At 65.6% G+C, this 25,053-nt stretch carries 27 protein-coding genes; 11 read left to right on the plus strand and 16 right to left on the minus strand.

Annotated elements, in window-relative coordinates; genetic code table 11:
- Position 1: 1 nt before the first annotated feature.
- The 11 genes from FHS69_RS05465 to FHS69_RS05515 form a co-directional block, all read right to left on the minus strand.
- On the minus strand, positions 2–700 hold the full coding sequence (locus FHS69_RS05465) for an NAD(P)H-binding protein (protein WP_166776825.1): 699 nt from the start codon (positions 698–700) through the stop codon (positions 2–4).
- Positions 693–1,853 carry a deoxyguanosinetriphosphate triphosphohydrolase gene (locus FHS69_RS05470; protein ID WP_166776826.1) on the minus strand — a complete coding sequence of 387 codons (1,161 nt, stop codon included), beginning with the start codon at positions 1,851–1,853 and terminating at the stop codon, positions 693–695. Before FHS69_RS05470 ends, FHS69_RS05465 begins: the two co-directional genes overlap by 8 nt.
- Before the next feature lie 111 nt (positions 1,854–1,964).
- On the minus strand, positions 1,965–2,654 hold the full coding sequence (locus tag FHS69_RS05475) for an aspartate/glutamate racemase family protein (protein WP_067501889.1): 690 nt from the start codon (positions 2,652–2,654) through the stop codon (positions 1,965–1,967).
- Positions 2,655–2,730: 76 nt separating this feature from the next.
- On the minus strand, positions 2,731–3,711 hold the full coding sequence (locus FHS69_RS05480; RefSeq protein ID WP_166776827.1) for an alpha/beta fold hydrolase: 981 nt from the start codon (positions 3,709–3,711) through the stop codon (positions 2,731–2,733).
- Positions 3,708–4,721: an SO2930 family diheme c-type cytochrome gene (locus FHS69_RS05485; RefSeq protein WP_166776828.1), complete on the minus strand. Its 1,014-nt coding sequence runs from the start codon at positions 4,719–4,721 to the stop codon at positions 3,708–3,710. The genes FHS69_RS05480 and FHS69_RS05485 overlap by 4 nt, the downstream gene beginning before the upstream one ends.
- The gene (locus FHS69_RS05490) at positions 4,718–5,929 is read right to left on the minus strand and encodes a parallel beta-helix domain-containing protein (RefSeq protein WP_166776829.1); all 1,212 of its coding nucleotides are present in this window, start codon (positions 5,927–5,929) and stop codon (positions 4,718–4,720) included. The genes FHS69_RS05485 and FHS69_RS05490 overlap by 4 nt, the downstream gene beginning before the upstream one ends.
- A 53-nt stretch (positions 5,930–5,982) precedes the next feature.
- Entirely contained in the window at positions 5,983–6,327 is a 345-nt protein-coding gene (locus FHS69_RS05495) for a hypothetical protein (RefSeq protein WP_166776830.1), read from the minus strand.
- A gap of 1 nt (position 6,328) precedes the next feature.
- Positions 6,329–7,888 carry an NAD(P)(+) transhydrogenase (Re/Si-specific) subunit beta gene (locus FHS69_RS05500; RefSeq protein ID WP_243844531.1) on the minus strand — a complete coding sequence of 520 codons (1,560 nt, stop codon included), beginning with the start codon at positions 7,886–7,888 and terminating at the stop codon, positions 6,329–6,331.
- Complete coding sequence (locus FHS69_RS05505) at positions 7,888–8,172, minus strand: NAD(P) transhydrogenase subunit alpha part 2 (RefSeq protein WP_006833497.1); 285 nt, start codon at positions 8,170–8,172, stop codon at positions 7,888–7,890. Before FHS69_RS05505 ends, FHS69_RS05500 begins: the two co-directional genes overlap by 1 nt.
- A 127-nt stretch (positions 8,173–8,299) precedes the next feature.
- On the minus strand, positions 8,300–9,427 hold the full coding sequence (locus FHS69_RS05510; RefSeq protein ID WP_166776831.1) for an NAD(P) transhydrogenase subunit alpha: 1,128 nt from the start codon (positions 9,425–9,427) through the stop codon (positions 8,300–8,302).
- Positions 9,428–9,431: 4 nt separating this feature from the next.
- A complete protein-coding gene (locus FHS69_RS05515) occupies positions 9,432–9,557 on the minus strand; it encodes an aa3-type cytochrome c oxidase subunit IV (RefSeq protein WP_130586232.1) in 126 nt (41 codons plus the stop codon).
- Positions 9,558–9,744: 187 nt separating this feature from the next.
- On the opposite strand from FHS69_RS05515, the gene FHS69_RS05520 reads away from it, so the two are divergent.
- Together FHS69_RS05520 and FHS69_RS05525 are read left to right on the plus strand one after the other, a co-directional pair.
- Complete coding sequence (locus FHS69_RS05520) at positions 9,745–11,163, plus strand: sigma-54-dependent transcriptional regulator (RefSeq protein WP_166776832.1); 1,419 nt, start codon at positions 9,745–9,747, stop codon at positions 11,161–11,163.
- Between the two features lie 19 nt (positions 11,164–11,182).
- Entirely contained in the window at positions 11,183–11,980 is a 798-nt protein-coding gene (locus FHS69_RS05525) for an SDR family NAD(P)-dependent oxidoreductase (RefSeq protein ID WP_166776833.1), read from the plus strand.
- An 8-nt stretch (positions 11,981–11,988) separates the two neighbouring features.
- Here FHS69_RS05525 and folP read toward each other — a convergent pair whose 3' ends face one another.
- Both folP and FHS69_RS05535 read right to left on the minus strand, forming a co-directional pair.
- On the minus strand, positions 11,989–13,104 hold the full coding sequence (gene folP / locus FHS69_RS05530; RefSeq protein ID WP_166776834.1) for a dihydropteroate synthase: 1,116 nt from the start codon (positions 13,102–13,104) through the stop codon (positions 11,989–11,991).
- Positions 13,105–13,421: 317 nt separating this feature from the next.
- Positions 13,422–14,561 (minus strand): site-specific DNA-methyltransferase, encoded by a 1,140-nt coding sequence (locus FHS69_RS05535; protein WP_166776835.1) that lies wholly within the window; start codon positions 14,559–14,561, stop codon positions 13,422–13,424.
- A 410-nt stretch (positions 14,562–14,971) separates the two neighbouring features.
- On the opposite strand from FHS69_RS05535, the gene FHS69_RS05540 reads away from it, so the two are divergent.
- Positions 14,972–15,184 carry a cold-shock protein gene (locus FHS69_RS05540; protein ID WP_166776836.1) on the plus strand — a complete coding sequence of 71 codons (213 nt, stop codon included), beginning with the start codon at positions 14,972–14,974 and terminating at the stop codon, positions 15,182–15,184.
- A gap of 95 nt (positions 15,185–15,279) precedes the next feature.
- Positions 15,280–15,489, plus strand: a complete 210-nt coding sequence (locus FHS69_RS05545; protein WP_067501859.1) for a hypothetical protein — start codon at positions 15,280–15,282, stop codon at positions 15,487–15,489.
- Here FHS69_RS05545 and FHS69_RS05550 read toward each other — a convergent pair.
- Positions 15,486–16,127: a ribonuclease HII gene (locus FHS69_RS05550; protein WP_166776837.1), complete on the minus strand. Its 642-nt coding sequence runs from the start codon at positions 16,125–16,127 to the stop codon at positions 15,486–15,488. The two genes, FHS69_RS05545 and FHS69_RS05550, sit on opposite strands and share 4 nt — an antisense overlap.
- Here FHS69_RS05550 and FHS69_RS05555 point away from each other — a divergent pair.
- From FHS69_RS05555 to FHS69_RS05580, 6 genes are all read left to right on the plus strand, one after another.
- Entirely contained in the window at positions 16,126–17,292 is a 1,167-nt protein-coding gene (locus tag FHS69_RS05555) for a PQQ-dependent sugar dehydrogenase (RefSeq protein WP_166776838.1), read from the plus strand. The genes FHS69_RS05550 and FHS69_RS05555 overlap by 2 nt on opposite strands.
- A gap of 49 nt (positions 17,293–17,341) precedes the next feature.
- On the plus strand, positions 17,342–17,872 hold the full coding sequence (locus tag FHS69_RS05560) for a GNAT family N-acetyltransferase (RefSeq protein ID WP_166776839.1): 531 nt from the start codon (positions 17,342–17,344) through the stop codon (positions 17,870–17,872).
- 66 nt (positions 17,873–17,938) lie between these two features.
- On the plus strand, positions 17,939–18,487 hold the full coding sequence (locus tag FHS69_RS05565) for a DUF1285 domain-containing protein (RefSeq protein WP_166776840.1): 549 nt from the start codon (positions 17,939–17,941) through the stop codon (positions 18,485–18,487).
- Positions 18,484–19,077 (plus strand): CoA pyrophosphatase, encoded by a 594-nt coding sequence (locus FHS69_RS05570; protein ID WP_166776841.1) that lies wholly within the window; start codon positions 18,484–18,486, stop codon positions 19,075–19,077. The genes FHS69_RS05565 and FHS69_RS05570 overlap by 4 nt, the downstream gene beginning before the upstream one ends.
- 85 nt (positions 19,078–19,162) lie before the next feature.
- The gene (locus FHS69_RS05575) at positions 19,163–20,341 is read left to right on the plus strand and encodes a CCA tRNA nucleotidyltransferase (RefSeq protein WP_166776842.1); all 1,179 of its coding nucleotides are present in this window, start codon (positions 19,163–19,165) and stop codon (positions 20,339–20,341) included.
- Positions 20,342–20,569: 228 nt separating this feature from the next.
- Entirely contained in the window at positions 20,570–21,127 is a 558-nt protein-coding gene (locus FHS69_RS05580) for a hypothetical protein (protein WP_067469239.1), read from the plus strand.
- A 128-nt stretch (positions 21,128–21,255) separates the two neighbouring features.
- On the opposite strand, the gene parC is transcribed toward FHS69_RS05580, so the two are convergent.
- Both parC and FHS69_RS05590 read right to left on the minus strand, forming a co-directional pair.
- Positions 21,256–23,547 (minus strand): DNA topoisomerase IV subunit A, encoded by a 2,292-nt coding sequence (gene parC / locus FHS69_RS05585; protein WP_166776843.1) that lies wholly within the window; start codon positions 23,545–23,547, stop codon positions 21,256–21,258.
- Positions 23,548–23,669: 122 nt separating this feature from the next.
- A complete protein-coding gene (locus tag FHS69_RS05590; RefSeq protein WP_166776844.1) occupies positions 23,670–24,272 on the minus strand; it encodes a hypothetical protein in 603 nt (200 codons plus the stop codon).
- A gap of 200 nt (positions 24,273–24,472) precedes the next feature.
- On the opposite strand from FHS69_RS05590, the gene FHS69_RS05595 reads away from it, so the two are divergent.
- Complete coding sequence (locus tag FHS69_RS05595) at positions 24,473–25,030, plus strand: type 1 glutamine amidotransferase domain-containing protein (RefSeq protein WP_166776845.1); 558 nt, start codon at positions 24,473–24,475, stop codon at positions 25,028–25,030.
- Positions 25,031–25,053: the final 23 nt, after the last annotated feature.

Genomic DNA, 25,053 nt, shown 5'->3' on the forward strand with positions numbered 1-25,053 from the left:
GCTATTCCTCCCGCGCGATCTGCGGCAGCGTCTTCGCGGCGCGCAGGATCGCATCATTGTCATGCACGAAGCGTCCGCGCGCTGCCCGGCGCGACAATGCCAGAGCCGCCTGCGCAACCGTCTCCGCGCGAATGCCGCGATACTGACGGAATTTTCCATGCAGCACCAGATTGGCCAGGGGTGCAGCGGCGATGCCCAGACGCTCCGCCGGCCGGTGATCGTCCCGGCGGCGCCCGCGCAGCAGCCCCGGGCGCAGGATATCAAGCCGGGTGAAACCGACTTTCGCCAGATCGCGTTCGACCTCGCCCTTGACCCGCAGGTATAACGCCTTGGACATGGGGTCCGCCCCTACCGAGCTGACATGGACGAAGCGTTCGACACCCAGCGCGTGCGCAGCGCGTGCGGTATCGAGTACCAATTGCTGGTCGACCGCACGAAACGCGGCCTCGTCGCCGCCGGCCTTCTTGCGTGTGGTGCCGAGCGCGCAGATAATCGCCTTGGGGCGGACCGCCTCGATCACCTCGCCCCAGTTGGCGGGATCCGCCACGAACAGTTCCATGCGAATGCCGCGCGGCAAGGGCGTTTCGCGGCGCGCGATGCCGGTCAGCCGCAGGTCCTCGCGCCCGACGCATTGCGCGATCACCGCCGAACCGACCAGACCGGTGGCCCCGACCAGTGCGATCCGCAGCGCGTCAGACATTGCTCAACCCCTCGGGCATCTCGCCGTAAATGCGCGCGCACTGGGTGATGGCATAGCGGTCGGTCATGCCGGCGATGAAATCCGCGATATGGCGGCTACGCCGGGGCTCGGCCTCGGGCAGCGTGGCCAGCCATTCCGCGGGCATATGCGCGGGCTCGCGGTGATAGGCAGTGAACAGCTTCGAGATGACATCATGTGCGCGCTGCGCGGTCTCGAGTTGATCCTCGTGGTAATAGAGGCGGTCATACATGAACCGCTTGAGCACGCGCTCCTGCTCGCGCATTTCGGGCGAGAACGCGGCCAGTTGGCGACCCGCAGCGCGGATATCATCGACGCTTGCCATGCCTTTCACCTGCTCGCGCGTATGCATCAGCAGATCGTTGGCCATCAGCCCGATCTGGGTGCGCACGAGTTCGCGCAGCTGCCGGTCACGCGGGGCGTGGGGAAAGCGCCGCTCGACCGCGCGCCACTGGTCCGCCAGCCAGTCCAGCGCCAGCAAGTCGTCCAGGTCGAGGAAACCGGCGCGCAGCCCGTCGTCGATATCGTGATTGTCATAAGCGATATCGTCGGCAATCGCCGCGACCTGCGCCTCGAGCGAAGGCCAGCTGTGAAGGTCGAGCGGGAAAGCGCGATCGATTTCGGCCAGTGCCCAGCCCGGCTCGAAGATCGGACCATTGTGCTTGGCCAGCCCTTCCAGCATTTCCCACGTCAGGTTGAGGCCATCGTGATCGCAATAGGGGCTTTCCAGCCGCGCGAGCGTGCGCAGCCCCTGTGCATTGTGATCATAGCCACCCGCATGCGCCATCGCTTCTTCGAGCGCGGTTTCGCCCGCATGGCCGAAGGGCGGATGGCCGATGTCGTGACCAAGGCACAGCGCTTCGGTCAAATCCTCATCAAGCCCCAGCTCGCGTGCCAGCACGCGACCGATCTGCGCCACTTCGAGACTGTGCGTGAGCCGCGTGCGATAATGATCGCCGTCGGGCGCGATGAAGACCTGCGTCTTCGAACGCAGCCTGCGAAAGGCGATCGAATGGACGATCCGGTCGCGGTCGCGCTGGAATTCGCTGCGCGGGCCGCGCGAACCCTCGCGCTCCTCGGTGAATTCGCGACCGCGGCTGGCGGCGGGATCGGAAGCGTAGGGTGCTCTTTGCATGCGCGCCGAGGCTTAAGTGTTCCCCCGGCAGGCGACAACGTGAACGAAAAGCGAACCCGTGATCTTATCGGCAGAATGTGTGCTTGCGGAGCCGGAGCCCCGCGAGCAGGTTCAGCCGAGTATCCAGTCGGCCGCGGCGCGGCAGTGGATGTCGGTGGAATCGTATACAGGCAGGACATTGGCATCAGTGTCGACGACCAGTTCCAGCTCGGTGCAGGCCAGCACGATCGCTTCGGCCCCTGCCTTTTCCTTCATCGTGATGACCGTCTTCAAGGCGCGTTCCGCATCGCGGGTCACCCGGCCGAGCATCAGTTCCTTGTAGATGATCCCATCGACGAGTTCGACATCGGCCGGATCGGGGGCAAGCAGGTCCACGCCATGCGATACCAGCCGCTGGCGGTAGAAGCTTTCGGTCATGACGAAGCGCGTGCCGAGCAGGGCGGCGTTGGTGCAACCCGCGGCTTCCATTTCGCGCCCCACGGCATCGGCGATGTGAAGTACGGGGATCGACACTGCCTCGGTCAGCCGATCGTAGACCTTGTGCATGGTGTTGGCGGCGACAACGAGCCCCTCGGCCCCCGCGCTTTCGAGGCGCCGCGCGGATTCGACCAGGGCAGCGGCAATCGAATCCCAGTCGTCGGCATTCTTCGCTGCTGCAATCGGGGCGTAATCGAGGCTTTCGATAAGCAGTGGCGGGCTCGCCATCGGGGCCGAGCGCTTCTGCACGAATTTGTTGATGCGTTCGTAATAGGCGCGGGTCGAGATCCAGCTCAGACCCCCGATAATGCCAAGCTTGCGCAAGCTGCCGTCCCTTTTGTCACCCTGATGGTCGCGAGATCGCGGTTATCCCGCGTATCAGGGGCTTACAACGGGCGGGTTACGCCCCGGTTCCGCCATCCTCCGGATTGCCTGCGAGCGGAAGGCTTGCCAGCCATGCTCGCAGGTCGGCGGCACTGCGCTGCGGCGCTTCTTCCATCGGCAAATGGCCTATACCGGGGTAGTTCGCCAGCGTCGAATTGGGCAGATTGTCCATGTACCAGCCTGCCGCCTCGTACGGGATCAGGCGGTCCTCCTCGCCCCACATCACCAGCGTGGGTACGGTCATCGCAGCGACCCTTTCGGCGGTGAAGCTCGACCGCGGGGTGGAGAACCGCTGGCGCGTGGCGTCGCGATTGCCGGGATAGCGCGCCAGTTCCCAATAGCGATCGACCGACTCACCGGTAACGATGTCCTGGTTGGACACGCTCTGGGTCAGGCTACGCTCGACCAGCGAACGCGGTAGCAACTGGCTCATTACCGAGCCTACCCCGGGCATCGCGGCCAGCCTGAACGCGATGTTGCCCTCGGCCTCGCGCTCGATCGGCGCGCCGCTCGCATCGACCAAGACAAGCCCGTCGAGCCTTTCGGGATTGGCCAGCGCGTAACCCATTGCAATCGCACCGCCCATCGAATTGCCTGCGAGCACGAAGCGCTCCACGCCCAGCGCAGCGGTTACCGCGTCGATATCCGCACCGAAGGCGGTCAGCGTGTAATCGCCATCGCCCGCAGGGCCGGTCAGCCCGTGCCCCCGCTGGTCGAAGCGTACCACGCGATAGTCATCGCTCAGCGCATCGACCCAGGGCTGCCATGTATGGAGATCGGCATTCGAACCGTGCAGCAGCACGATGACCGGTGCGTCGCGCGGGCCTTCGTCGCGCAGGTGGACCAGCCGGCCATCGCCGATTTCGACCATTTGCGACGGTGCGCTGCCGTACTTTGCCTGCATTTCCGCCGGATCGGTATCGGGGACGCGAAAGATGAAGAAGGTCGCGACGAGTGCGACCGCGACTATGCCGATCAACCGCAAGAACCATTTCACGGGGCCATCTCCTCGATCCAGCGGCGCACGATTGTGAGCCCTTCCTCATCGACAGTGGCCTTGCCCAGTTCGGGCATCGCCACGCCCGGTTCGGGGCTGGCCATGCGATAGGTCAGGATCGAACTGTCGGGCGATCCTGGCACGATGTCGAACAGATGCCCGCCCGCCCCGCGCCCGGCAGCAACCGGGCGCTTGCCGATGCCGAGCTTGTAAGGATCGCCCTGCTCCCAGCGCAGGTCGAGCCCGCTGTTGGACGCAGTGGCCCCGGGCCGGTGGCAATGGGCGCAATTGACATCGAGATAGGCCCGCGCGGCCGATGTTAGATCCACGCCCCCTCGCGCTTCCCACAGGGGCAGCGTGTCGGCGTCCTGCGGCACCGTATCGAGCCGGCCCGCAGCGACCATCTCGCCGAGCCATTCATGCGACAGATTGCGCGCCTTGGGCCCGATCGGCACCACCACGCCATCGAGCCCGTGACAATCCTTGCATTGGTTCTTGTTGGGCACGCGGTAGCTGATCGCCTCACCCTGCGGCGTCGTGACATCGACACGTGCGCCGGCGATGGCGAGCCGCGCATCGGTCTGCTCGTCGTTCCAGAGGTAGGGCAGCGCCAACCAGCCATCGGCGCGGTGCAGCAGCACGCGTGTTTCGATCAGGCGGCGCTCGACGCCCTCGCCGAAGGCAAAGGTCTTGATGAGCGCCGCGCCCACCGGAATGTCGAGCAGGCCTTCGCCGTCGGCCCCCATCGGCGTGCCGTCGGGCAGATAGAGGAAGCGCAGCTTGTCCGCCCCGTCCGAATAGAGCGGTGTGTTGAGCCGGTAGGGCGTGACACGCGCCGCAGGCTGCTGCGCGCGTGCATCCTCAAAAAAGCCGTAGGCGGACAGCGTGCGCGGCAATCCGGTGCCGCCGATTACCGCGTCGGTATCGCTCGCCGTCCCGGGTGCGGAGGCCGTAGCCATCGCCGCCACGGCGCTCAGCAGCGCCGCCCCGAAGATGGCGTGACGGATCATGCGCCGAGGCGCTGTTCGAGTTCTGCCGGAGCACCGATCGCGCCGAAGTCCCAGGGCTGGCCATAGGCGGGCAGGTCGGCCGGGCTGGGTTGCGCTTCGCCAAGCGACTGGCCTTGCTGAGTCAGGTTGAGCGACCAAGCACCGATTTCGGGCGTCGCCATCAGCGTATGGCGATCCTCGCCTGCGCCAATGCCGTCCCACAGGATCGGCGGCAGCGTGCCGCCGAATGCGGCGAGCAGCATTTCCCCGCCCTCCAGATCGGGATCGGTCGCGCCCGCATCGACATTGTTCTGCGCGATCACGACCTCGCGCGGATAGGGGTTGTAGCGATCATCGTCGAAGGTTTCGGTATAGGCGAGCACCATGAAGGGCGCGGTGGGATTGTCGCGCACGACATTACCGCCGATCCACACTTTCTCATTGGCCATCACCATGATGCCCGTTCCGCGCGGCACGCCCGCCACAATGTTGCCCGGCGGCGCGAAATTGGGCGTGTTGTTGGCCGCGACCAGATTGTCGCGCACGATCACATTGCCCCCATTGGTCACCGGCAGGCCGGGCAGGTCGAAGACGAGGATACCGCCAGTGTTGCGGGTGACGTAGTTGCGCTCGACGATCGCATCGCGGCTGTTCTCGATCTCGATGCCCGCGACATTGTCCGTCGCCACCGAATCGCGCACCGTGATCGCACGCGACTGGCCGACATAGATGCCCGCGTCCGACGCGCCCGACACTTCGCAGCCGGTCACGAGGATGCCGGTGCTCTCGACCGGATAGATACCATAGGCACCGTTCGAAGCGTCGGGACCGCCAGTCCAGGTCACGCGGATCGCGGAATAGACGATATTGTCCGCCCCCTTGGATTTGACCCCGTCGCCCTTGGGGTTCTCCAGCGCGAAATCGCGCAGCGTCACGCCATCGCTGGTAACCAGCAACCCCTCGCCCGAACCCTGCTGGCCAGTGAAGTCGAGCACGGTTCCCTCCATGCCCGCACCCCGGACGGTAACGTCGTCGACTGCGAGGCTCAGCCCGTCGGTCAGCGCATAGCGGCCTGCCGCGAGAACGATCTCGTCGCCGGGTTCGGCGAGGATCAGCGCTTCCTGCAGCGCCTCCTGCGCGTCTTCACCCGGTTCGATCGAATGCGTGGCAGCCCACGCCGGTGCAGCGCTAGCAAGCAAGGCGGCGGCGAACGACAGTCTGATGCTCATGAGTCTCTCCCTTGCAACCCATTCTGCCGCAAGGTGTCACGAATGCAAGTGCGTCAGCGCCCGCTGAAAGCACAGAACGCGACAGAGCTCGCGGCGACCTCGACCACTTCGGGGTCGTCGACCCGACGGATCCTCTCGAGCAATTCGACAACGCCCAGCGGGATGTCGGCTTCGCCCTCTTCCGCCTGCAGCCGTTCGAGCTTGCGCAACTGCGACACCGAAAGCCGCTCGGCCATACGCCCCGCAAGGCAGCCTGCCATCGGTTGCGGCAGCCCGCGCGCGACGAACTCCTCTTCCAGCCGATCCTCGACCGTGCCCTGCAACCCGCCGCCGAGCGTAGCCCAGACTATGATCCCGCCAACCAGCAACAGCGCCAGCACGATCAGCACGCGTTTCATGTCAGTCGAGCGCCTTCACGATTTCCTCGACCATCTTCTTCGCATCGGACAGCAGCATCATGGTCTGGTCCATGTAGAAGACGTCGTTGTCGACCCCGGCATAGCCCACACCGCCCATACTGCGCTTGATGAAGAAGACCTGCTTGGCCTTGTCCACGTCGAACACGGGCATGCCGTAAATGGGGCTGGACTTGTCGGTCTTCGCCGCCGGATTCACCACATCGTTCGCGCCGATGATGAAGGCGACATCGGCCTGCGCGAACTCGGAATTGATGTCCTCCAGCTCGAAGACCTTGTCGTAGTCGACGCTCGCCTCGGCCAGAAGCACGTTCATGTGCCCGGGCATGCGGCCCGCCACCGGATGGATGGCGAACTTCACCTCGACGCCCTTCTCTTCGAGAAGGTCAGTCATCTCGCGCAGCGCGTGCTGCGCCTGCGCCACCGCCATGCCGTAGCCGGGGATGATGATGACCTTGTCCGCCTGTTCGAGCATGAAGGCGGCATCGTCCGCACTGCCCTGCTTGTAGGGGCGCTGTTCCTTTGCCTCGCCCCCGCCTGCGCTGTCATCCGCACCGAAGCCACCCGCGATCACCGAGAGGAAGCTGCGGTTCATCGCGCGGCACATGATGTAGCTGAGGATCGCGCCCGAGGAACCGACCAGCGCGCCGGTGATGATCATCGCCGTGTTGCCGAGCGTGAAGCCCATCGCCGCCGCGGCCCAGCCCGAATAGGAGTTCAACATCGACACCACGACGGGCATGTCCGCCCCGCCAATGGGGATGATCAGCAGGAAGCCGATGACAAAAGCGAGCACCGTGAGCGCAATGATCAGCGGCATGGTCTCTTCGTGTCCGCTCGCCATCGCGAACAACGCGGTCAGCACGATGATCGCGGCGAGCGTGCCGAGATTGATCACATGCCGCGCGGGCAGCAGGATAGGCGAACCGCTCATCCGCCCGGACAGCTTGGCAAAGGCGATCACCGAGCCGGAAAAGGTGATCGCGCCGATCGCGATGCCGAGGCCCATTTCGACCTTAGAGACCGCGCCGATGCTGTCGCCGACGAGCAATCCGAATGCACCCGGATTGAGATAGGCCGCCCAGCCCACCAGCACCGCGGCAAGCCCGACCAGCGAGTGGAAAGCCGCAACCAGCTCGGGCATCGCAGTCATCGCGATCCGGCGGGCGATGAGGAAGCCGATCAATCCGCCGATCGCGATGGCGATGGCAATCTCGACGATATTGGCGATGTCGTGCGTCACCAGCGTCGTCGCCACGGCGATCAGCATGCCCGCCATGCCGAAGCGGTTGCCCGTCCGGCTGGTCGAGGGCGAGGACAGGCCGCGCAGCGCGAGGATGAAGAACACGCCCGATACGAGATACGCGAGCGCCACCCACGGGTTCACCGCTTCACCGGTCGCCGCGTGGGCGGGGGCGGTATAGCCAAACACCGTCGTTCCCGCGAAGGCGGGAATCCAGCTACGGGTGAGGGCACGAAACACGGACGTCATCTGGACCCCCGCCTGCGCGGGGGTGACGGATGTGGAGAAGAGCGAACCCATCACTTCTTCTCCTTCTTCTTGTACATCGCGAGCATTCGCGCCGTCACCGCGAACCCGCCGAAGATGTTGACGCTGGCAAGCACGATGCCGAGCAGCCCCAACCACTTCGCCCCCGGCACATCCGCCGCCGCCGCCGCGATCAACGCGCCGACGATGATCACCGAGGAAATCGCATTGGTCACCGCCATCAACGGCGTATGCAGCGCGGGCGTGACCGACCAGACCACGTAATAGCCGACGAAACACGCCAGCACGAAGATCGACAGGATCGAAATGAAGTCCATCAGATTCTTCCCTCCGCCGTCGCTTCGCCCTCATTCAAGTGTTCTCCCACCTGAAAGCCCATATTTGCGCCGACCACAAACAGCAGGATGAGAAGGATACCGATCAGGATCAACCACCCGGCCCGATTCACGATACGAGCCTCTCGTGCACGATCTTGCCGCCCTGCGTCAGCCGGACGGCATCGCCGATTTCCTCGTCGAGCACGGGCTTGCCCGCCTCCTTGTCCCAGAAAGCGGAGAGGAAATTGTAGTGGTTGCGCGCGAACAGCGCGCTGGCATCAGCGGCCAGATGGCCGGCGGTGTTGCTATAGCCGACGATCTTCACGCCGTGCTTCTCCACCACCTCGTCGGGCACGGAGCCCTCGACATTGCCGCCCTGCGCGACCGCAAGGTCGAAGATGACGCTGCCCGGTTTCATGCTGGCGATCTGCGCATCCGAGATCAAGCGCGGCGCGGGTTTGCCCGGGATCAGCGCGGTGGTGATCACGATGTCCTGCTTGGCGATATGCCCCGATACCAGTTCGGCCTGCGCCTTCTGGTATTCCTCGGACATCTCGGTGGCATAGCCACCCGCGCCTTCGCCCTCGATCCCGGCGACATTCTCCACAAAGATCGGCTTCGCGCCAAGCGACTGGATCTGTTCCTTGGTTGCGCTGCGCACGTCGGTAGCCGAAACCTGCGCGCCCAGACGCTTGGCGGTGGCGATCGCCTGCAGACCGGCAACGCCCACCCCCATCACGAAGACCCTGGCCGCCTGAACGGTGCCCGCAGCGGTCATCATCATCGGGAAGGCGCGGCCATAGGTGTTGGCCGCGGTCAGCACGGCCTTGTATCCCGCAAGGTTCGACTGGCTGGAGAGCACGTCCATACTCTGCGCGCGGGTGATGCGCGGCATGAACTCCATCGACAGCGCTTCGAGCCCGGCCTTGGCATAGGCCTCGACCCGTTCCCTGTCGCGAAACGGATCGAAGGTCGCCGCGACCCAGGCCCCGGGCTTCGCGCCCGCGAGCAGGGCGACGTCCGGCGCCTGAACGCCGAGGACGATGTCTGCATCCTTGATAACCGCGGCGGCCGAGCCGACTTCGGCCCCCGCTTCGCGATAGGCCTCGTCGGTGACGGCGGCACGCAGCCCCGCGCCTTGCTCCACCGCAACGACAGCACCCAGGGCAGCGAATTTCTTCGCTGTTTCGGGTGACAGCGCGACCCGGTTCTCCCCGGCTGCGCGCTCGCTCAGCACCGCGATGCGTAGCGCCATGCGCTTACTCGGCGATCAGGATGACGACGAGCAGAGTAAGGATGGCGACCAGCGGGACCGACCATTTGAGGGCGCCGATGAACGAGCTGTAGGTTCGGTTGTGCGCCTTGTGGTCGTTGGCGGAATCCATGGTGTGTGCTTCCCGTTTGGAAATTGAAGTCGCGGTCGGTCTATCGCGGAGGTGCATTGCGCTCAAGCCCCACGATCGCCGCATCCCCTGCCCGACACGCTTAATCGGCTATTTACCCTATTGGGATAGGGCCTTCGCACGCTAACGTGCTTCACCTATGCGGGTCCGAGGGAGAACCAAGCAAGCCATGCCCACACGGCAATCGCGCCTGTTGCTGCTGATCGACGACGACCCTGCCCAGGGGCGACTGGTGTCCGCGCTCGCCGCCCGCGAGGGCTGGCGCACCCAGATCGTCGCCACCGGTTCCGATGCACTCGCCCTGCTCGCCGCGCCCGAAGGGGAAGAGGTCACGGCCGTACTGCTCGACCAACGGGTCCCGGGCGACGGCGCCTGCGAACTGATCCGCGAATTGCGCACCGCACAAGACGACCTTCCCCTGCTGATGCTCACCGCCAGCACCTCGCCGCTGCTTGCGGTCGAAGCGATGCGCGCGGGCGCAACCGACTATCTCATCAAGCCGATCGATCCCGAGCGCCTGCTCGGCGCGCTGGCGGGCGCGGTTCTCGGCGGCAAGCCCAATGCCGAACTGCAGCCGCTGACCGAGCGGCTGCCCCACCCGCTGGATTTCGACGACATGGTCGGAACCGCAGCACCGTTCCGCACCGCGCTGGCCAAGGCCGCCACTGCCGCGCGTGGCCACACGCATGTGCTGGTCGAGGGCGAAAGCGGAACCGGCAAGGACATGGTCGCCCGCGCGATGCATGCCGCCAGCACCCGTGCCAAGGCCAATCTGCGCGTCGTGCGCTGCCGCGGCCTGCCCGCAGCCTCGCTCGAATCGTTGCTGTTCGGGCACGAGCAGGGTGCCTTCGCGGGTGCCTTCGACCGCCAGACCGGCCTGCTCGAGCAATGCGACGGGGGCACGCTGATCCTCGACGACGTCGACCGCATACCGCGCGACCAGCAGGAGCGGCTGGCCGATGTGCTCGACAGCGGCATCGTCCGCCCGACCGGCGCAACGCATGGCTTCAAGATCGACCTGCGCGTCTTCGCCACCAGCGATTTCGACCTCGAGCAGGAAGTCGTTGCGGGCGGTTTCGCGCGGGCGCTGTTCGATCAGCTTGCCGTCACGCGCATCCGCATGCCCGCGCTGCGCGAGCGGCTCGGCGATATCCCCGCGCTCACGCGGTACTTCCTCGCCAAGATCGGCGAGCAACCGGGGCTCAAGCACCATTCGATCGCCGACAGCGGGCTGAGCCTGATCGAAGGCTACGACTGGCCGGGCAATGTTCGCCAGCTGCAGGCCGCACTGTTCCGCGCCTGCGTCTTCGAACAGCGCGAGGCGCTGACCGCGCACAGCTTCCCGCAGCTTGCCGAACTGCTCGGCGACCAGGCCGATCGCGGCGAGAGCCGCGCGCGCGGGCTTGGCGTGCTGCTGTACACCGATGACGGCCACGTCCGCGCGCTCGAGGAGATCGAGGCCGACATCATCCGCCTCGCCATCGGTCATTACCGCGGGCGGATGACCGAGGTCGCGCGCCGGCTCGGGATCGGCCGTTCGACGCTCTACCGCAAGCTCAGCGAACTCGGCATCGACAACGCCGCCTGAGCGGCCTAGCCCTGTCGCCATGGGCAAGCTCAACGACATGGTCTGCGTGGTCACCGGCGGCGCACGCGGGATCGGCAAGGCGGTTTGCCGCGCTTTCCTTGCGGAGGGCGCCAAGGTGGTGGTGCTTACCGATATCGACGAAGACGAAGGTAGGAAAGCCGCCGACGAGCTTGGCTGCAGCTTCCACCGCCTCGATGTCGCCAGCGAGGGCGAATGGGACGCGCTGGCGGCGGCCTTCCCCGTGATCGACGTACTGGTCAACAACGCCGGCATCACCGGCTTCGAGGACGGCCCCGCGCAGCACGATCCGGAGAACGCGAGCCTCGCCGAATGGCACCGTGTGCATGCGGTCAACACCGACGGCTGCTTCCTCGGCTGCCGCTATGCCCTGCGCGCGATGAAGGCCCAAGCGAGTTCGGGGGGCACGGGCTCGATCATCAACATGTCCTCGCGCTCGGGCCTCGTCGGGATTCCCGGCGCGGCGGCCTATGCCGCGAGCAAGGCGGCGATGCGCAACCACACCAAGTCGGTCGCGCTCTACGCCGCGCAGCAAGGCTGGGCGATCCGCTGCAATTCGATCCACCCCGCCGCGATCCTGACCGACATCTGGGAGCCGATGCTGGGCGACGGGCCCGACCGCGACGCGAAGATGGCCGCGCTGGTCGCCGATACGCCCTTGAAGCGCTTCGGCACGGTCGAAGAGGTCGCCGCGACCTGCGTCTTCCTCGCCAGCGCCGACAGCGCCTACATGACCGGTGCCGAACTCACGCTCGACGGCGGCCTGCTCGCGGGCAGCGCCGCTTCGCCCGGAAGCTAGACGGGCGCCTAGGCGGGCAGATCGGCGAAGTCGGTCAGCGCGGCATCGCGCAGACCGCGCCAGACATTGCGCGCCTGCACAGTTTCGGCGACATCGTGGACACGCACCATCTGCACGCCCGCGCGCATCCCTTCGAGCGCCAGCGCCACGCTGCCGCCCAGCCGCTGATCGACCGGCGCTTCCTTCGACAGCGCACCGATCATGCGCTTGCGGCTCGCCCCCAGCAGCAGCGGATGGCCCAGCGCATGGAACAGCGGCAGCGCGTTCATCAGCGCGAGGTTCTCCGCCAGGCTCTTGCCGAAGCCGATGCCCGGATCGAGCAGGATGTTGCGCGCATCGATCCCCGCTTCTAGCGCGGCATCGCGCCTTGCGCGCAGCGCGTCGAACACGTTGAACACCACGCTAGTGTAGCCACCGCCCGTATGGAGGTCTTCATGCGCGGCACCCGGCGCATGCATCAGCACCACCGGGCATCCGGCCTGCGCGACCACTTCGACGCTGCGCGGATCATGCGCGAGGCCGGAGACGTCGTTGACCAGATGCGCGCCCGCATCCAGCGCGGCCTCCATGACCGCCGCCTTGCGCGTGTCCACGCTGACTGCCGCGCCCATGCCGGCGCAGGCCTCGATCGCGGGGACGACGCGCTTGATCTCGTCACCTTCCCACAGCGGCTTGGCACCCGGGCGGGTGCTTTCGCCGCCCACGTCGATGATCGCCGCCCCGGCCTCGACCATGGCCGCGGCATGCGCGCGCCCCGCTTCGGCGTCGTCGAGGAAACGCCCGCCGTCGCTGAAACTGTCGGGGGTGACGTTGAGAATGCCCATCACCTGCGGCTGGTCGAGCGGCACGGTCCGCGTACCCAGTTGCAACGGCGGGTGTGCGAGGGTGAGATTGGCCCATTGCGCCTCGCCCTCCGCACCGAGTTCATCGGGCAAACGGCCAAGCACCTCGCCCATGGTATCGGGCGCGGCGAGCCAGCGCTCCACCACCTCGCCATCCCTTCGCAGGATCACGGCAAGGCGGCTCGCATAGACCATTCCACCCGCCAGCCGGATCGCATTGCCATGTTCGGATTGCGGCCCCGGAACGAGACCGATCGGCCGGATATAGACCTGCCCGCTCATTGTTGGACTTCCCCAGCGCAAGGACCGCGACATGGACCGAGTGTTACACGGTCCACTGCGAAAAAAGTCGCAGAGGGGTTTTGCGGTGCGAGGCCGAACGAGGCGTTAGCTGTGAGACGCTGGATCATGCGCGGAGTGTTAGCGAGTTGGAGGAGAGTAGGACAGGGAGGGCGTCCCCTTTTTCGTCGCCCCGGACTCACCGCAGAGCGACGAACATCTGGATTGTTTGCGCACGAACCGCCGAATCTTCTCGACCTATCCGAGCCGGCAGTTCGATCGGGCCGCCTAGCGGCTTGCCGACCGTGCCCAAATTCCTCTCAGTCCTCCACCGCCAGCAGGTATAGCTGTCGCGCGGCGTCGATCGGTTTCACCTCGCCGCCCTGCTCGTAGTGCCAGAAAGTCCAGCCATTGCAGCTGGGCGCGCCTTGCAAATCCTTGCCGAGGCCGTGGATGCTGCCGGTCTGTTTCTCATGCGCGAGCGAGCCGTCGGCGCGGACGGTCGCGGTCCAGCGGCGCTTCTTGTCGAACAGCTGCGTGCCCGGCGCGATATAGCCGTTCTCGACCAGCGCACCGAAGGCGACCTTGGGGGCGCTGCGCTTGCTCTGCATGGTGGTGAGCGCGCTTTCGTCGAGCGGCAGTTCCTTCTCGATCCGCTTGAGCGCGGCGTCGCGGTAATTGCCTTCGCGCTCGCAGCCGATCCATTCGCGCCCCAGCCGCTTGGCCACCGCTCCGGTGGTGCCGGTGCCGAAGAAGGGATCAAGCACCACGTCGCCGCGTTCGGTGGTGGAGAGCAGCACGCGGTAGAGCAGGCTTTCGGGTTTCTGCGTCGGGTGGACCTTGTGCCCACCCTCCTTCAGCCGCTCCGCCCCGTTGCAGATCGGCAGCACCCAGTCGCTGCGCATCTGCAATTCGTCGTTGAGCGTCTTCATCGCGCGGTAGTTGAAGTGATACTTGGCCTTCTCGCCCTGCGAACACCACAGCAGCGTCTCATGCGCATTGGTGAAGCGCGTGCCGCGGAAATTGGGCATCGGGTTGGACTTGCGCCAGACAATGTCGTTGAGGATCCAGAAGCCCAGGTCCTGCAGGATCGCGCCCACGCGGTAGATGTTGTGATAGCTGCCGATGACCCACAGCCCGCCGTCGGGCTTGAGCACGCGCTTGGCCTCCGTCAGCCATTCGCGGGTGAAATCGTCGTAGATCTTGAAACTGTCGAACTGGTCCCAGTGATCGGTCACCGCATCGACGTGGCTGCCATCGGGCCGGTTGAGATCGCCCCCGAGCTGGAGATTGTAGGGCGGATCGGCGAAGACGAGGTCCACGCTGGCATCGGGAAGCGAGCGCATGGCGGCCACGCAATCGCCGGTGAGGATCTGCCCCAGCGGAAGCAGTTCCTTCGGAGTTTGCGCCGGTTTTACAGCCGCTTTGGCGCGACTCTTCGTGGTCTCGATGACCCCCATGATATGCTTCCCTGTCCTGAGTTATCCACAGGGTGAGTCCAAACGGAGTCGCGGTCAAGCGGGAAAATCGGGGTGCCCACTCACCCCGGCGCAGATGCTGGAGAGAACAGAAGGTGTCCGGCACAACATATTGAGTCCCCTGCGAATCCGCGGACTCAAGATGGTGCGGTGTGGCGCGCAGGACTCAATTGCTGCACGGATTTAACCGTTAGGGAAACCGGGCGAAAGCTGCTAGGGCGGGTTCGCTGACGTCGAAATTTGCGACGGACTTCGGCTTTTGACGACCGCCGCTTGCCTTCAGTGGCCCCGGCGCAAACCAGACGACGACTTCCTTTCATCGGACGATTTGACGCACGACCGTTCCGCATGTCGCGGCGCGGCAATTTCTCGCGTTCTTGAAAGGAACCACCATGAGCAAGACCGGAACCGTAAAGTTCTTCAACACCGACAAGGGCTATGGCTTCATCCAGCCCGACGACGGTTCGGACGACAGCTTCGTCCACATCAGCGCCGTGCAGGCCGCCGGCATGCACTCGCTCGATAAGGAACAGCGTCTCAACTACGAAATCGAGACCGGCCGCAACGGCAAGGCCAGCGCGGTCAACCTGTCGGCCGCCGACTAACCGGCGCCCCGGATCGCGCGGCGCCCGCTTCCATGACGGGGCGGCGCCGCGCGGACCATCTTCTTCCCCCCCTTTTCCGAACCCGGAGACGCTGCATGGCCGGCCAGACCTACGAATTCTATTCCGCGCGCGCGGCCGAGGCCGCAGCCGATGCCCAGGCGGCCACGCTCGACAATGTGCGCGATCGCGCGCTGCGCGCCGAGGCGACCTGGCAGGCGCTTGCCGACCAGGCCCGTGCTGTGGCCGAACAGCGCCGCAAGATCGCCGCGACCAAGGCGGTCGAGAACGCTTCCGAAGCCGGCTAGGCCGCGCTTTCCGCAAACAGATCGGCTTGCGCCACCGGCGCGAAGCTGCGGCGATGCAGCGGCGTGGGCCCGCGCGTGCGCAACGCCTCGAGATGTTCTGCCGTGCCATAGCCTGCGTTGCGATCCCAGCCGTAGCCAGGATACCGCTTCGCCGCTTCGCGCATCAGGCGGTCGCGATATTCCTTGGCGAGAATACTCGCCGCACCGATACACCGCTCCTTGCCGTCGCCGCCCACGATCGCGCGCGCATCGGCCCAGCGCCAATCGGACTGGCGCCCATGCGGGGTCATATTGCCATCGATCAGCACCGTCTCGGGTTCGCATCCGAGAGTTTCGACCAGCCGCGCTACCGCCAGCGTCATCGCGCGCATGGTCGCGTGGAAGATGTTGAGCCGGTCGATCTCCGCAGGCTCGATCACCGCCAGCCCCCAGGCGCAGCGTTCGCGGATCTGCGGTTCCAGCGCCGCGCGGCGCTTGGCCGAGAGTTTCTTCGAATCGTCGAGACCGCCCGGACACGGCTTGCACAGCACCACCGCTGCTGCGACAACAGGCCCCGCCAGCGGGCCACGCCCGGCCTCGTCGACGCCCACCACCAGCGGTGCGGTACCCAGACCCTTATGCGGAGTTGCACTGAACATGAAACAGACCTCGATCCTCGCCGCCACACTATCGCCGCTGCTGCTCGTCGCAAGTTGCGGCGCGACCGGTTCGGGGGATAGCGCGCAGACGCCGGGCGCCGCGCAGGCGGGCGACTGGGACGGCGAATTCGCCATCACCGAACACGGCAACTTTGCCGAACCCTGGGCCGCGGCCTTCATCCCCGGCACGCAGATGTTGTTCGTGACTGAAAAGGCCGGGTCGGCAAAGATCGTCAACACCGCGAACGACCGCCAGTTGGACGTCACCGGACTTCCCGCGGTCGATTACGGCGGCCAGGGCGGGCTCGGCGATGTCGCTTTCCTGCCTTCGGAAAGCGATAATTCCGTGGGCACGCGGACGATCTACCTCACCTGGGCCGAAGCGGGCGACGGCGATACGCGCGGCGCGGCGCTGGGCCGCGGGCAACTGGTCTGCGCGCAGGCCACCGCCTGCCAGATCGAGGGCCTCGAAATCATCTGGCGGCAGGCGCCCAAGGTCACCGGCCGCGGGCACTATTCGCATCGCATCGCCTTCAGCCCCGATGGCGAGCACATTTTGCTCGCCAGCGGCGAACGCCAGAAGATGGAGCCCTCGCAGGACGAGCAAAGTCATCTCGGCAAGATCGTCCGGCTCGAACTCGACGGTACGCCCGCGGGTGACGGCGCTATCGACGGTGCGCTGCCCGATATCTGGTCGATGGGACACCGCAACATCCTCGGCATGGATTTCGACGCGCAGGGCCGCCTGTGGGAAGTCGAGCACGGTCCGGCGGGTGGCGACGAGCTCAACCTCGTGCAGAAGGGTGCCAATTACGGCTGGCCGCTGCGCTCGAACGGCGAACATTACGATGGTGGCGCGATCACCGATCACAGCGCGGACGACGGTTTCGCCAAGGCAGCGATCGGCTGGACCCCGGTGATCGCACCGGGCAGCATGACCTTCTACACGGGCGATCTGTTCGATGGTCTCGCGGGCAACCTGCTGATCGCAGGGCTCAAGAGCCAGGCAATCGTGCGCGTGGCGATCGACGGCGAAAGCGCCACCGAAACAGCCCGCTACGACATGGGCGCAAGGATCCGCGAGATCGTCGAAGGGCCCGATGGTGCGCTGTGGGTGCTCGAGGATGGCGAAGGCGGGCGACTGCTCGAACTTCGCCCCGGCTAAGGCGAATTATATCGACTTGGGGGCTGCACGCGCCTAATCGGCGCGCCCCATGGCGACCATCGTCCCCCTTTCCGCGATCGACCCGGCGCTGGTCGAAGAGCTGCTCGATGCCGCTTTCGGCGACGGACGGCACGCCCGCACGGCCTATCGCATCCGCGAGGGAATGGACTGGCTCGAAGCGCTGAGTTTCGCTGCGCTCGACGACGAGGATTACCTCGTCGGCACGATCCAGCTCTGGCCCGTCGCGCTGACCGATCCGAAGGGGCGCGCGCATCCGATGATCATGGTCGGTCCGGTCGCGGTCATGCCCGGTCGGCAGGGCGAAGGCTTCGGCAAGGCGCTGATGGCCGCCAGCCTGGGCGCGATCGATGCCGGATTCGATGACGGCGCGGCGCCGCTGCCGCAGGTGATGATCGGCGATCCCGACTATTACGATCGCTGGGGCTTCCTCGCCGATCACACGCAGGGCTGGCACTGCCCCGGCCCGTTCGAAAGACACCGCCTGCTCGCACGTAGCGGCAATCCGGCGATCCTGCCCGGCGAAGGCATGCTGGGGCCGTGGATGGGAACTCAGGTCTAAATCCTCCCAGTCGTCTCTACAGGCAGGCTATTGAGTGAGCATGAGTGTTCTGCCATCGCTCGCACCGTGCCTTACACTCCGCCCCCCGAACTCGCCGGAATGTCGCTCGCGCAGATCGCCGAGGCCGTGGCCGAGCGCAAGCTGCCCCCGGTCGAGCAATGGTCGCCTGACAATGTCGATGACAGCCACATGCGGATCGCCGCCGACGGCAACTGGTATCACGAAGGCTCGCAGATCACGCGTCCCGCGATGGTCCGCGCCTTCGCGGGCCTGCTCAATCGCGAGGCCGATGGCAGCTACTGGCTGGTCGTGCCCTATCAGAAGCTGTCGATCGAGGTCGAGGACGCCTGCTTCATCGCCACCGATGTAACCGAGACGGAAGGTGACCTCGCCTTTCGCCTGAACACCGACGAGCTGGTGGTGGCGGGCCCCGACCACCCGATCCGCGCGGCGGGTGATCACGACAGTCCGGCGATCTACCTGCATGTCCGGCGCGGCTGCGAGGCGCGGCTCAACCGTTCGACCTACGAACAGCTCGCGCGCATCGCACTCGAGCGCGGGGACGACTGGACCGTGACCAGCGGCGGCGAAAGCTTCTCGCTGCTGCCTGCATGAGCGCGGTCTTCGACCGGCTGACCCAACTGTTCGAGCAGGGCCATGCGCGCGACGTCGGCGAATTGATGAGCGACAGCCGCTTCGCCGATCTCGACCGGACGGCCGACGCAGCGGTGCTGATCGCGGTTACCGAACGCCCCGATCCCACGGTGTTGCTGACCCAGCGGCCGCGCACCATGCGCGATCACCCCGGGCAGGTCGCCTTCCCGGGCGGCAAGCTGGACGAGGGCGAGAACGCAGTCGAGGCCGCGCTGCGCGAAGCGTGGGAGGAACTGGCGATCGCGCCCGAACAGGTCCGGCTGATCGGCACCACTGATCGCTACCAGACCGGCACCGGCTTCGACATCACCCCGGTGCTCGCCACCATTCCGCATGACTTGCCCATCCGCCCCGACCCGCGCGAAGTCGAAAGCTGGTTCGAATGCCCGCTCGACAAACTTATGGATGCTGCAAGCTGGCAGCGCAATTCGGTGTTCTGGAAAGGCGCCGAACGCGAATATCTGGAACTGGATCACGGTGGCTACCGCATCTGGGGCGTCACCGCCGCAATCTGCTGGAACCTGTCGCGACGGATCGCCTGGTTCGACTGAGCGCGCTTGTCGTGTCCTGCGGCTTCACCTAACCGGCGAAGCGAACCCCGGCGGTGCCCTGCCGCAATCGAAACGAAGCCGAACGATGACCACGACCCTTCCCGCAACCGACTGGACAGCCCGCGACAATCTCGCCCGGCTGGTCGATGCGCTCGGTCCCGACGACATCCGCTGGGTGGGCGGTTGCGTGCGCGATACGCTGCTCGGGCTCGCGTCGAACGATATCGATGCGGCGACCCGCCACTCGCCCGCGACCGTGATCGACCGGTGCAAGGCGGCAGGCATTCGCACGATCCCCACGGGGATCGACCATGGCACGGTGACAGCCGTGTTCGACGACGGCAATGTCGAGATCACCACGCTGCGGCGCGATGTCGAGACCGACGGGCGCCACGCCACGATCGCCTTCAGCCAGGAATGGCGCGACGATGCGGCGCGGCGGGATTTCACCATCAACGCGCTTTATGCGCATCCGCTGACGCTGGCGGTGGACGATTATTTCGGCGGCCTCGACGATCTCGCCGCACGCCGCGTGCGCTTCATCGGCGATGCGGCGACCCGTATCCGTGAAGACCATCTGCGCATTTTGCGGTATTTCCGCTTCGCCACGCGGTTCGGCGACGAGTGGGATGCCCAAGCGAGTGCGGCCTGCCAGGCGCTGGCCCCGACGTTGAAGGGGCTGAGCCGCGAACGCGTAGGCGCTGAACTGCAAAACCTGCTCACGCTCCCCGATCCGGCGCCCACCGTGCATCGCATGCGCGAACTCGGCGTGCTGCAGGAAATCCTGCCCGAAAGCGGCGCGCGCGAAGTGCATGAGCTTGCCCGGCTCGTCGAGACCGAGCGCGATGCGGCATTGGCCCCCGATGCGATGCGCCGAATGGCCGCCTTGCTTCCGCCGATCGTACCGGTGGCTGAAGCCGTCGCCGCGCGGCTGCGGCTGTCGCGCGCGCAGCGCGACCGGCTGACCTGCGTCGCACGCCGCGATACCGAAGACGCCGGGCATCCTCGCGGACTCGCCTATAGCGTCGGGATCGAATGCGCGCTCGATCGCCTGCTCCTGGCCGGGGCCGATACGTCGCCCTTGAAGGGCTGGGAGGTCCCGGTCTTTCCGCTCAAGGGCGGCGAAATCGTCGCGCGCGGGGTTGCCAGGGGTCCCGAAGTGGCGCGTCTGCTACAGGCCATCGAGCGTCGCTGGATCGACGAACACTTTCCTTCCCGCGCACGCGTCGTGGAAATGCTCGACGAGAGCCTGCACGACGGCTGAACCGCGCCGAACGCGGGCTTCAGGCTGAATTAAGCTGCAATGCAGCATAAGGTCCACGCGGTTGCACAAAAAAGCAATCCGTGAAATAGAGTACCCGTTCTCCCTTGGGGACTTACGGGTGGCGCAGGACATTTTTCTCGCCCGCTCTTTCCAGTTTGATCGGCTTAATCGCGCGTTTCGCGTGTGGGAAAGCCGCGTGTTTCACATAACAAGTCTTGGAGTTGCAGAATGAAAATCGCGAAGCTGGCCCTTGCCGCTGCCGCCCTCACCACCACCGCCGCGGTCGCTCCGACAGTTGCCACCGCGCAGGAAGCCGCCGCAGTCACTGCCGGTGCCACCGTCTACGGCAATGACGGTGCCGAAATCGGTACTGTCGAAAGCATCGACGGCGAAACCGCGATCCTCGTGGTCGACGGCATGAAGGCTCCCGTTCCCGCAGCCGCCTTCGGCACGGGCGAACAGGGCGCGACGCTGAACGCCACCAAGGCGCAGATCGTCGGCATGCTTCAGGCCGCGCAGCAGCAGGCGATGGCCAAGCGCGATGCCGCGCTGGTTGTCGGCGCCGAAGCCGTGACCGCCAAGAACGCCCCGCTCGGCACCGTGCTGGAAATCGAAGGCGACAACGTCATCATCGCCCGTGGCGGTGATGAAACCAAGAAGATCACGCTGCTGCGTGAACACTTCGCCGCTGCGCCCGATGGCAGCCTGATGGCGCTGATGACCAATGCGCAGATCGACGCTGCAATGGCCTCTGCGGCCCCGGCCGCCGACACCACCGGCGAATAAGCGCGCAGCTTTCGGGCTATCGAAATAAGGGCCGGAGGCGAGCGATCGCCTCCGGTCCTTTTCGTTGGAAAGTCTCTCTTGCGCGGGCTGGCGGCTTCCATCGCCAGCCAGCGGCTGTTCCGTAGATTTCAGCCGAACTTGTTGTCGCGCGGGAAACCCTGCGGCGGCATGCGCCCGGCCCCGCCACGCGCGACCTTCCACTGCCACATTTCGCCTTCGGTCCGCGTGCGCCCTTCCTTGCCGCCCATGGTCCAGCTGAGCCCGTCGGCCAGCGTGAAAGTGGTCGCGTCGGACAGGCCACCATCGCGATAGCGTTGCAGGGTTACGCCCTGCCCGCGCGCGAGCTGCGGCAATTCCTCCAGGTTGAACACCACCAGCTTCCGATTGTCGCCCACCACCGCGACATGATCGTGGCCGTCCTCGATCGCATGCGCGACGACCAGTTTGGCATCGCCCTTGAGATTGACCACCTGGCGTCCCTTGCGCGTCTCGGCGAGCAAGTCGTCGGTCGTCGCACCGAAACCCTTGCCCGTATCGGCCGCGAGCAGCAGGCGCTGGCCGGGCTTGTGGACGATCACCGCGACGATCTGCGCAGTGGCATCGATGTCAAGCGTGTTGCGCACCGGCTCGCCGAAGCCGCGCGCGCCGGGCAGCTTGTCCGCGCCCAGTGTGAAGAACCGTCCCTTGTCGGTCGCCAGCAGCAGTTTGTCGGTGGTCTGCGCATGCAGCACATAGGCGGGCGCATCGCCTTCCTTGTACTTGAACTCCTGGTCCAGCGGCAGGTGCCCCTTGGCCCCCCGCACCCAGCCCTTCTGCGACAGGATGATGGTGACCGGTTCCTTCTCGATCATCGCATCCATGCTGAATTCCACCGCGGGTGCGGCTTCCGCGATCGTGGTCCGCCGACGGCCGAGTTCGGTCTCGGGCCCGTATTCCTTGCGCAGCGCACTGAGATCGCGCTTCAGCCGCGTGCGCTGCCGCGCCGGGCTGCCAAGCAGCTTCTCCAGCTCCTCCTGCTCCTTGAGCAGGTCGTCCTTCTCGCCGCGCAGTTGCATTTCTTCCAGCTTGCGCAAGCTGCGCAGCCGCATGTTGAGGATCGCCTCGGCCTGGCGGTCGGTGAGGCTGAACTCTTCCATCATGACCGCCTTCGGATCGTCCTCGTAGCGGATGATCTCGATCACGCGGTCGAGGTTGAGGAAGGCGGTGATGTACCCTTCAACCAGTTCCAGCCGCCGCGCGATCTGTTCCAGCCGGTGCCGGCTGCGGCGCTGGAGGATGTCGATCTGGCTGGCGACCCAGTTGTTGAGCAGCTCCTTCAGCCCCATCACCATCGGCGTGCGATTGGCGTCGAGCACGTTGAGGTTGAGCCCGAAACGGGTCTCGAGATCGGTCAGCTTGTAGAGGCTTTCCTTGAGCAGTTCCGGGTCGACATTGCGGCTGCGCGGGACCAGCACGATGCGGATCTGCGCGTCGCTCTCGTCGCGCACGTCCTCGAGTATGGGCAGCTTCTTGTCCGCGATCGCAGCGGCGATCTGCTCGATTAGCTTGCCCTTGGCGACCTGGTAGGGAATCTCGCTGATGACCAGCTGCCATTGGCCGCCACCAAGACGTTCGATGCCCGCTTCGCGATCTTCCGCCTTCTCGGCTTCGGCGGCATGGAAGCGCCCGCGCACGCGGAAGCTGCCGCGCCCTGTCTCATAGGCCTGTGCAACCGCATCGGCGCTTTCGGCGACAATCCCACCGGTGGCGAAATCGGGCCCCTTGAACAGTTCCATCAGCCGCGCGTGTTCGACATGCGGATTGTCGATCACCTCGAGCGTCGCATCGACGATCTCGGCGACATTGTGGCTCGGTATATTGGTCGCCATGCCCACAGCGATCCCGCTGGCGCCATTGGCGAGCAGGTTGGGGAACAGGCCGGGCATGATCTCCGGCTCTTCTTCCTCATTGTTGTAGGTCGGGATGAAATCGACCGTGCCTGCGTCGAGGCCTTCCATCAGGCGCATTGCGGTCTTCGTCAGCCGCGCCTCGGTATAGCGATAGGCGGCGGCGTTATCGCCGTCGATATTGCCGAAGTTCCCCTGCCCTTCGACCAGCGGGTAGCGCAGCGCAAAATCCTGCGCGAGCCGGACCATCGCATCATAGGCCGCAGTGTCGCCATGCGGGTGGTACTTGCCGATCACCTCGCCCACCACGCGTGCCGATTTCTTGAATCCGCTGGAGGGGTCGAGCTTGAGCTGGCGCATGGTCCACAGCAAGCGGCGATGGACCGGCTTCAGCCCGTCGCGCAGGTCGGGCAGCGACCGTGCGGTGATGGTGGAGAGCGCATAGACGAGGTATCGCTCGGACAGCGCGCTGTCGAAGGGCGCATCGACGATCGCGTCGAAGGGGTCGGAATCGGTGATTTCGTCGGCGGACATGGTCGAGGACTAGCAACCCCCGCGCATCGCGACGAGATGGCATTCGCCACATATAGGCAGGTTTTTTGGCCGCCCGGCGCCTCACTGCCAAGCCGCTGCCGCTAAGCCCCCGGCGATGCTGGTCAGAGGTAACCGAAGGTCAGCCAGCAGCCGAGCGTGCGCAGCGCGGCCTTGATCGTCATACCCGGCGCGTTGATCCCGAGGCACTTGACGATCTCCCAGGCGCGGCTGCGGCGCTGTTCGATCATCCGGTGCCGGTTTTGGCAGCGGATCATCTGGCCGACGGTGGTGCTGATGCCCGCCTTGATCACGCAACCGAAAGCGGGTTCGGGGACCGGCAGCGACTGGATCGCCGTTTCGATCGCCTGGTCCAGCCCCGCCGCGTCGAGCAGGTCGCGCGCGGCCTGGTCGATCGCATCACCCTGCTCGATGTCGTCATGCGGCCCCACTTCTGAATCCTCGCGCGCAGGCAATCCTTCGAAGGATTCCAGATCGAGATAGATCAGCGCCTGTTCGGGCAGAATAATCGCCAGCCGACGCTCGAAGGATTCGAGCCGTACCAGCGCGGTTAGTTCGATATCCTCGCCACCATCGACATGACGGATTGCGACGACGCTGGTTTCGACCTTCCCGTCGTTGAGGATCGCACTGTGCACGTCGACGTCCAGCCGGAGCGTGTAGCGATTGCCCCTGCCGTCTCTGATTTCTTTCTCGCCGAGTATCATCCGATCCTCCCGCTGCCTGCCCCTTGCTGATCGTCTTGCGCGTCCCCGGTCCAGCGCAACAAGGTCCGATCCGGATTAAAGTTACCCACCCGTTCCCCGGCGTGCGACCCATCGCGCCTCAGCGTCGCCTCATAGAGCGCGGCGGAACAGCGCCATCTCTCCGCGCGTTCCATGGGCAATACAAAATCAAGGAGTTTCCCATGACCAAGCGCGTAATGATCCTCGCCACCGATGGCTTCGAACAGTCCGAACTGATGAAGCCCAAGGCCAATCTGGAGAAGGCGGGTATCGAAACCGTCGTCGTCAGCCTCGAGGAAGGTTCGATCCGCGGCTGGGACGAAAAGAACTGGGGCGAAAGCGTCGCCGTCGACAAGACTGTCGACGCGATCGAAAATTGCGACGGCTATGACGCGCTGCTGCTGCCCGGTGGCCAGATCAACCCCGACATCCTGCGGATGAACGAGCGCGCGGTGGCCATCGTGCGCGAATTCGCCATGGCCAACAAGCCGATCGCCGCCATCTGCCATGCGCCGTGGCTGCTCGCGGAAGCCGATGTGGTCAAGGGCAAGACCGTGACCAGCTGGCCCTCGATCCGGACCGATCTCAAGAACGCCGGCGCGACTGTGGTTGACCAGGAAGTCGCGCAGGACGGCAAGATCATCACCAGTCGCAACCCCGGCGACATTCCGGCCTTCAGCAAGGCATTGATCGAGATGCTCGGCGAAACGGTCGAGCAGGACCAACTCGAAGCCGCCTGAACCGGCACATTATGTTCACAGCG

This window comes from Qipengyuania flava (assembly GCF_011762005.1).
In the GTDB taxonomy this organism is placed as follows: Bacteria; Pseudomonadota; Alphaproteobacteria; order Sphingomonadales; family Sphingomonadaceae; genus Qipengyuania; species Qipengyuania flava.

Bases quoted from the DNA above. Each gene is read 5' to 3' on its own strand.
- parC (WP_166776843.1), bottom strand. From the start codon at position 23,547: ATGTCCGCCGACGAAATCACCGATTCCGACCCCTTCGACGCGATCGTC.
- FHS69_RS05595 (WP_166776845.1), top strand. From the start codon at position 24,473: ATGACCAAGCGCGTAATGATCCTCGCCACCGATGGCTTCGAACAGTCC.
- FHS69_RS05520 (WP_166776832.1), top strand. From the start codon at position 9,745: ATGCCCACACGGCAATCGCGCCTGTTGCTGCTGATCGACGACGACCCT.
- FHS69_RS05500 (WP_243844531.1), bottom strand. From the start codon at position 7,888: ATGGGTTCGCTCTTCTCCACATCCGTCACCCCCGCGCAGGCGGGGGTC.
- FHS69_RS05495 (WP_166776830.1), bottom strand. From the start codon at position 6,327: ATGAAACGCGTGCTGATCGTGCTGGCGCTGTTGCTGGTTGGCGGGATC.
- FHS69_RS05465 (WP_166776825.1), bottom strand. From the start codon at position 700: ATGTCTGACGCGCTGCGGATCGCACTGGTCGGGGCCACCGGTCTGGTC.
- FHS69_RS05550 (WP_166776837.1), bottom strand. From the start codon at position 16,127: ATGTTCAGTGCAACTCCGCATAAGGGTCTGGGTACCGCACCGCTGGTG.
- FHS69_RS05590 (WP_166776844.1), bottom strand. From the start codon at position 24,272: ATGATACTCGGCGAGAAAGAAATCAGAGACGGCAGGGGCAATCGCTAC.
- FHS69_RS05540 (WP_166776836.1), top strand. From the start codon at position 14,972: ATGAGCAAGACCGGAACCGTAAAGTTCTTCAACACCGACAAGGGCTAT.
- FHS69_RS05575 (WP_166776842.1), top strand. From the start codon at position 19,163: ATGACCACGACCCTTCCCGCAACCGACTGGACAGCCCGCGACAATCTC.
- FHS69_RS05505 (WP_006833497.1), bottom strand. From the start codon at position 8,172: ATGGACTTCATTTCGATCCTGTCGATCTTCGTGCTGGCGTGTTTCGTC.
- FHS69_RS05515 (WP_130586232.1), bottom strand. From the start codon at position 9,557: ATGGATTCCGCCAACGACCACAAGGCGCACAACCGAACCTACAGCTCG.
- FHS69_RS05470 (WP_166776826.1), bottom strand. From the start codon at position 1,853: ATGCAAAGAGCACCCTACGCTTCCGATCCCGCCGCCAGCCGCGGTCGC.
- FHS69_RS05485 (WP_166776828.1), bottom strand. From the start codon at position 4,721: ATGATCCGTCACGCCATCTTCGGGGCGGCGCTGCTGAGCGCCGTGGCG.
- FHS69_RS05560 (WP_166776839.1), top strand. From the start codon at position 17,342: ATGGCGACCATCGTCCCCCTTTCCGCGATCGACCCGGCGCTGGTCGAA.
- folP (WP_166776834.1), bottom strand. From the start codon at position 13,104: ATGAGCGGGCAGGTCTATATCCGGCCGATCGGTCTCGTTCCGGGGCCG.
- FHS69_RS05570 (WP_166776841.1), top strand. From the start codon at position 18,484: ATGAGCGCGGTCTTCGACCGGCTGACCCAACTGTTCGAGCAGGGCCAT.
- FHS69_RS05510 (WP_166776831.1), bottom strand. From the start codon at position 9,427: ATGGCGCTACGCATCGCGGTGCTGAGCGAGCGCGCAGCCGGGGAGAAC.
- FHS69_RS05545 (WP_067501859.1), top strand. From the start codon at position 15,280: ATGGCCGGCCAGACCTACGAATTCTATTCCGCGCGCGCGGCCGAGGCC.
- FHS69_RS05490 (WP_166776829.1), bottom strand. From the start codon at position 5,929: ATGAGCATCAGACTGTCGTTCGCCGCCGCCTTGCTTGCTAGCGCTGCA.
- FHS69_RS05580 (WP_067469239.1), top strand. From the start codon at position 20,570: ATGAAAATCGCGAAGCTGGCCCTTGCCGCTGCCGCCCTCACCACCACC.
- FHS69_RS05525 (WP_166776833.1), top strand. From the start codon at position 11,183: ATGGGCAAGCTCAACGACATGGTCTGCGTGGTCACCGGCGGCGCACGC.
- FHS69_RS05535 (WP_166776835.1), bottom strand. From the start codon at position 14,561: ATGGGGGTCATCGAGACCACGAAGAGTCGCGCCAAAGCGGCTGTAAAA.
- FHS69_RS05555 (WP_166776838.1), top strand. From the start codon at position 16,126: ATGAAACAGACCTCGATCCTCGCCGCCACACTATCGCCGCTGCTGCTC.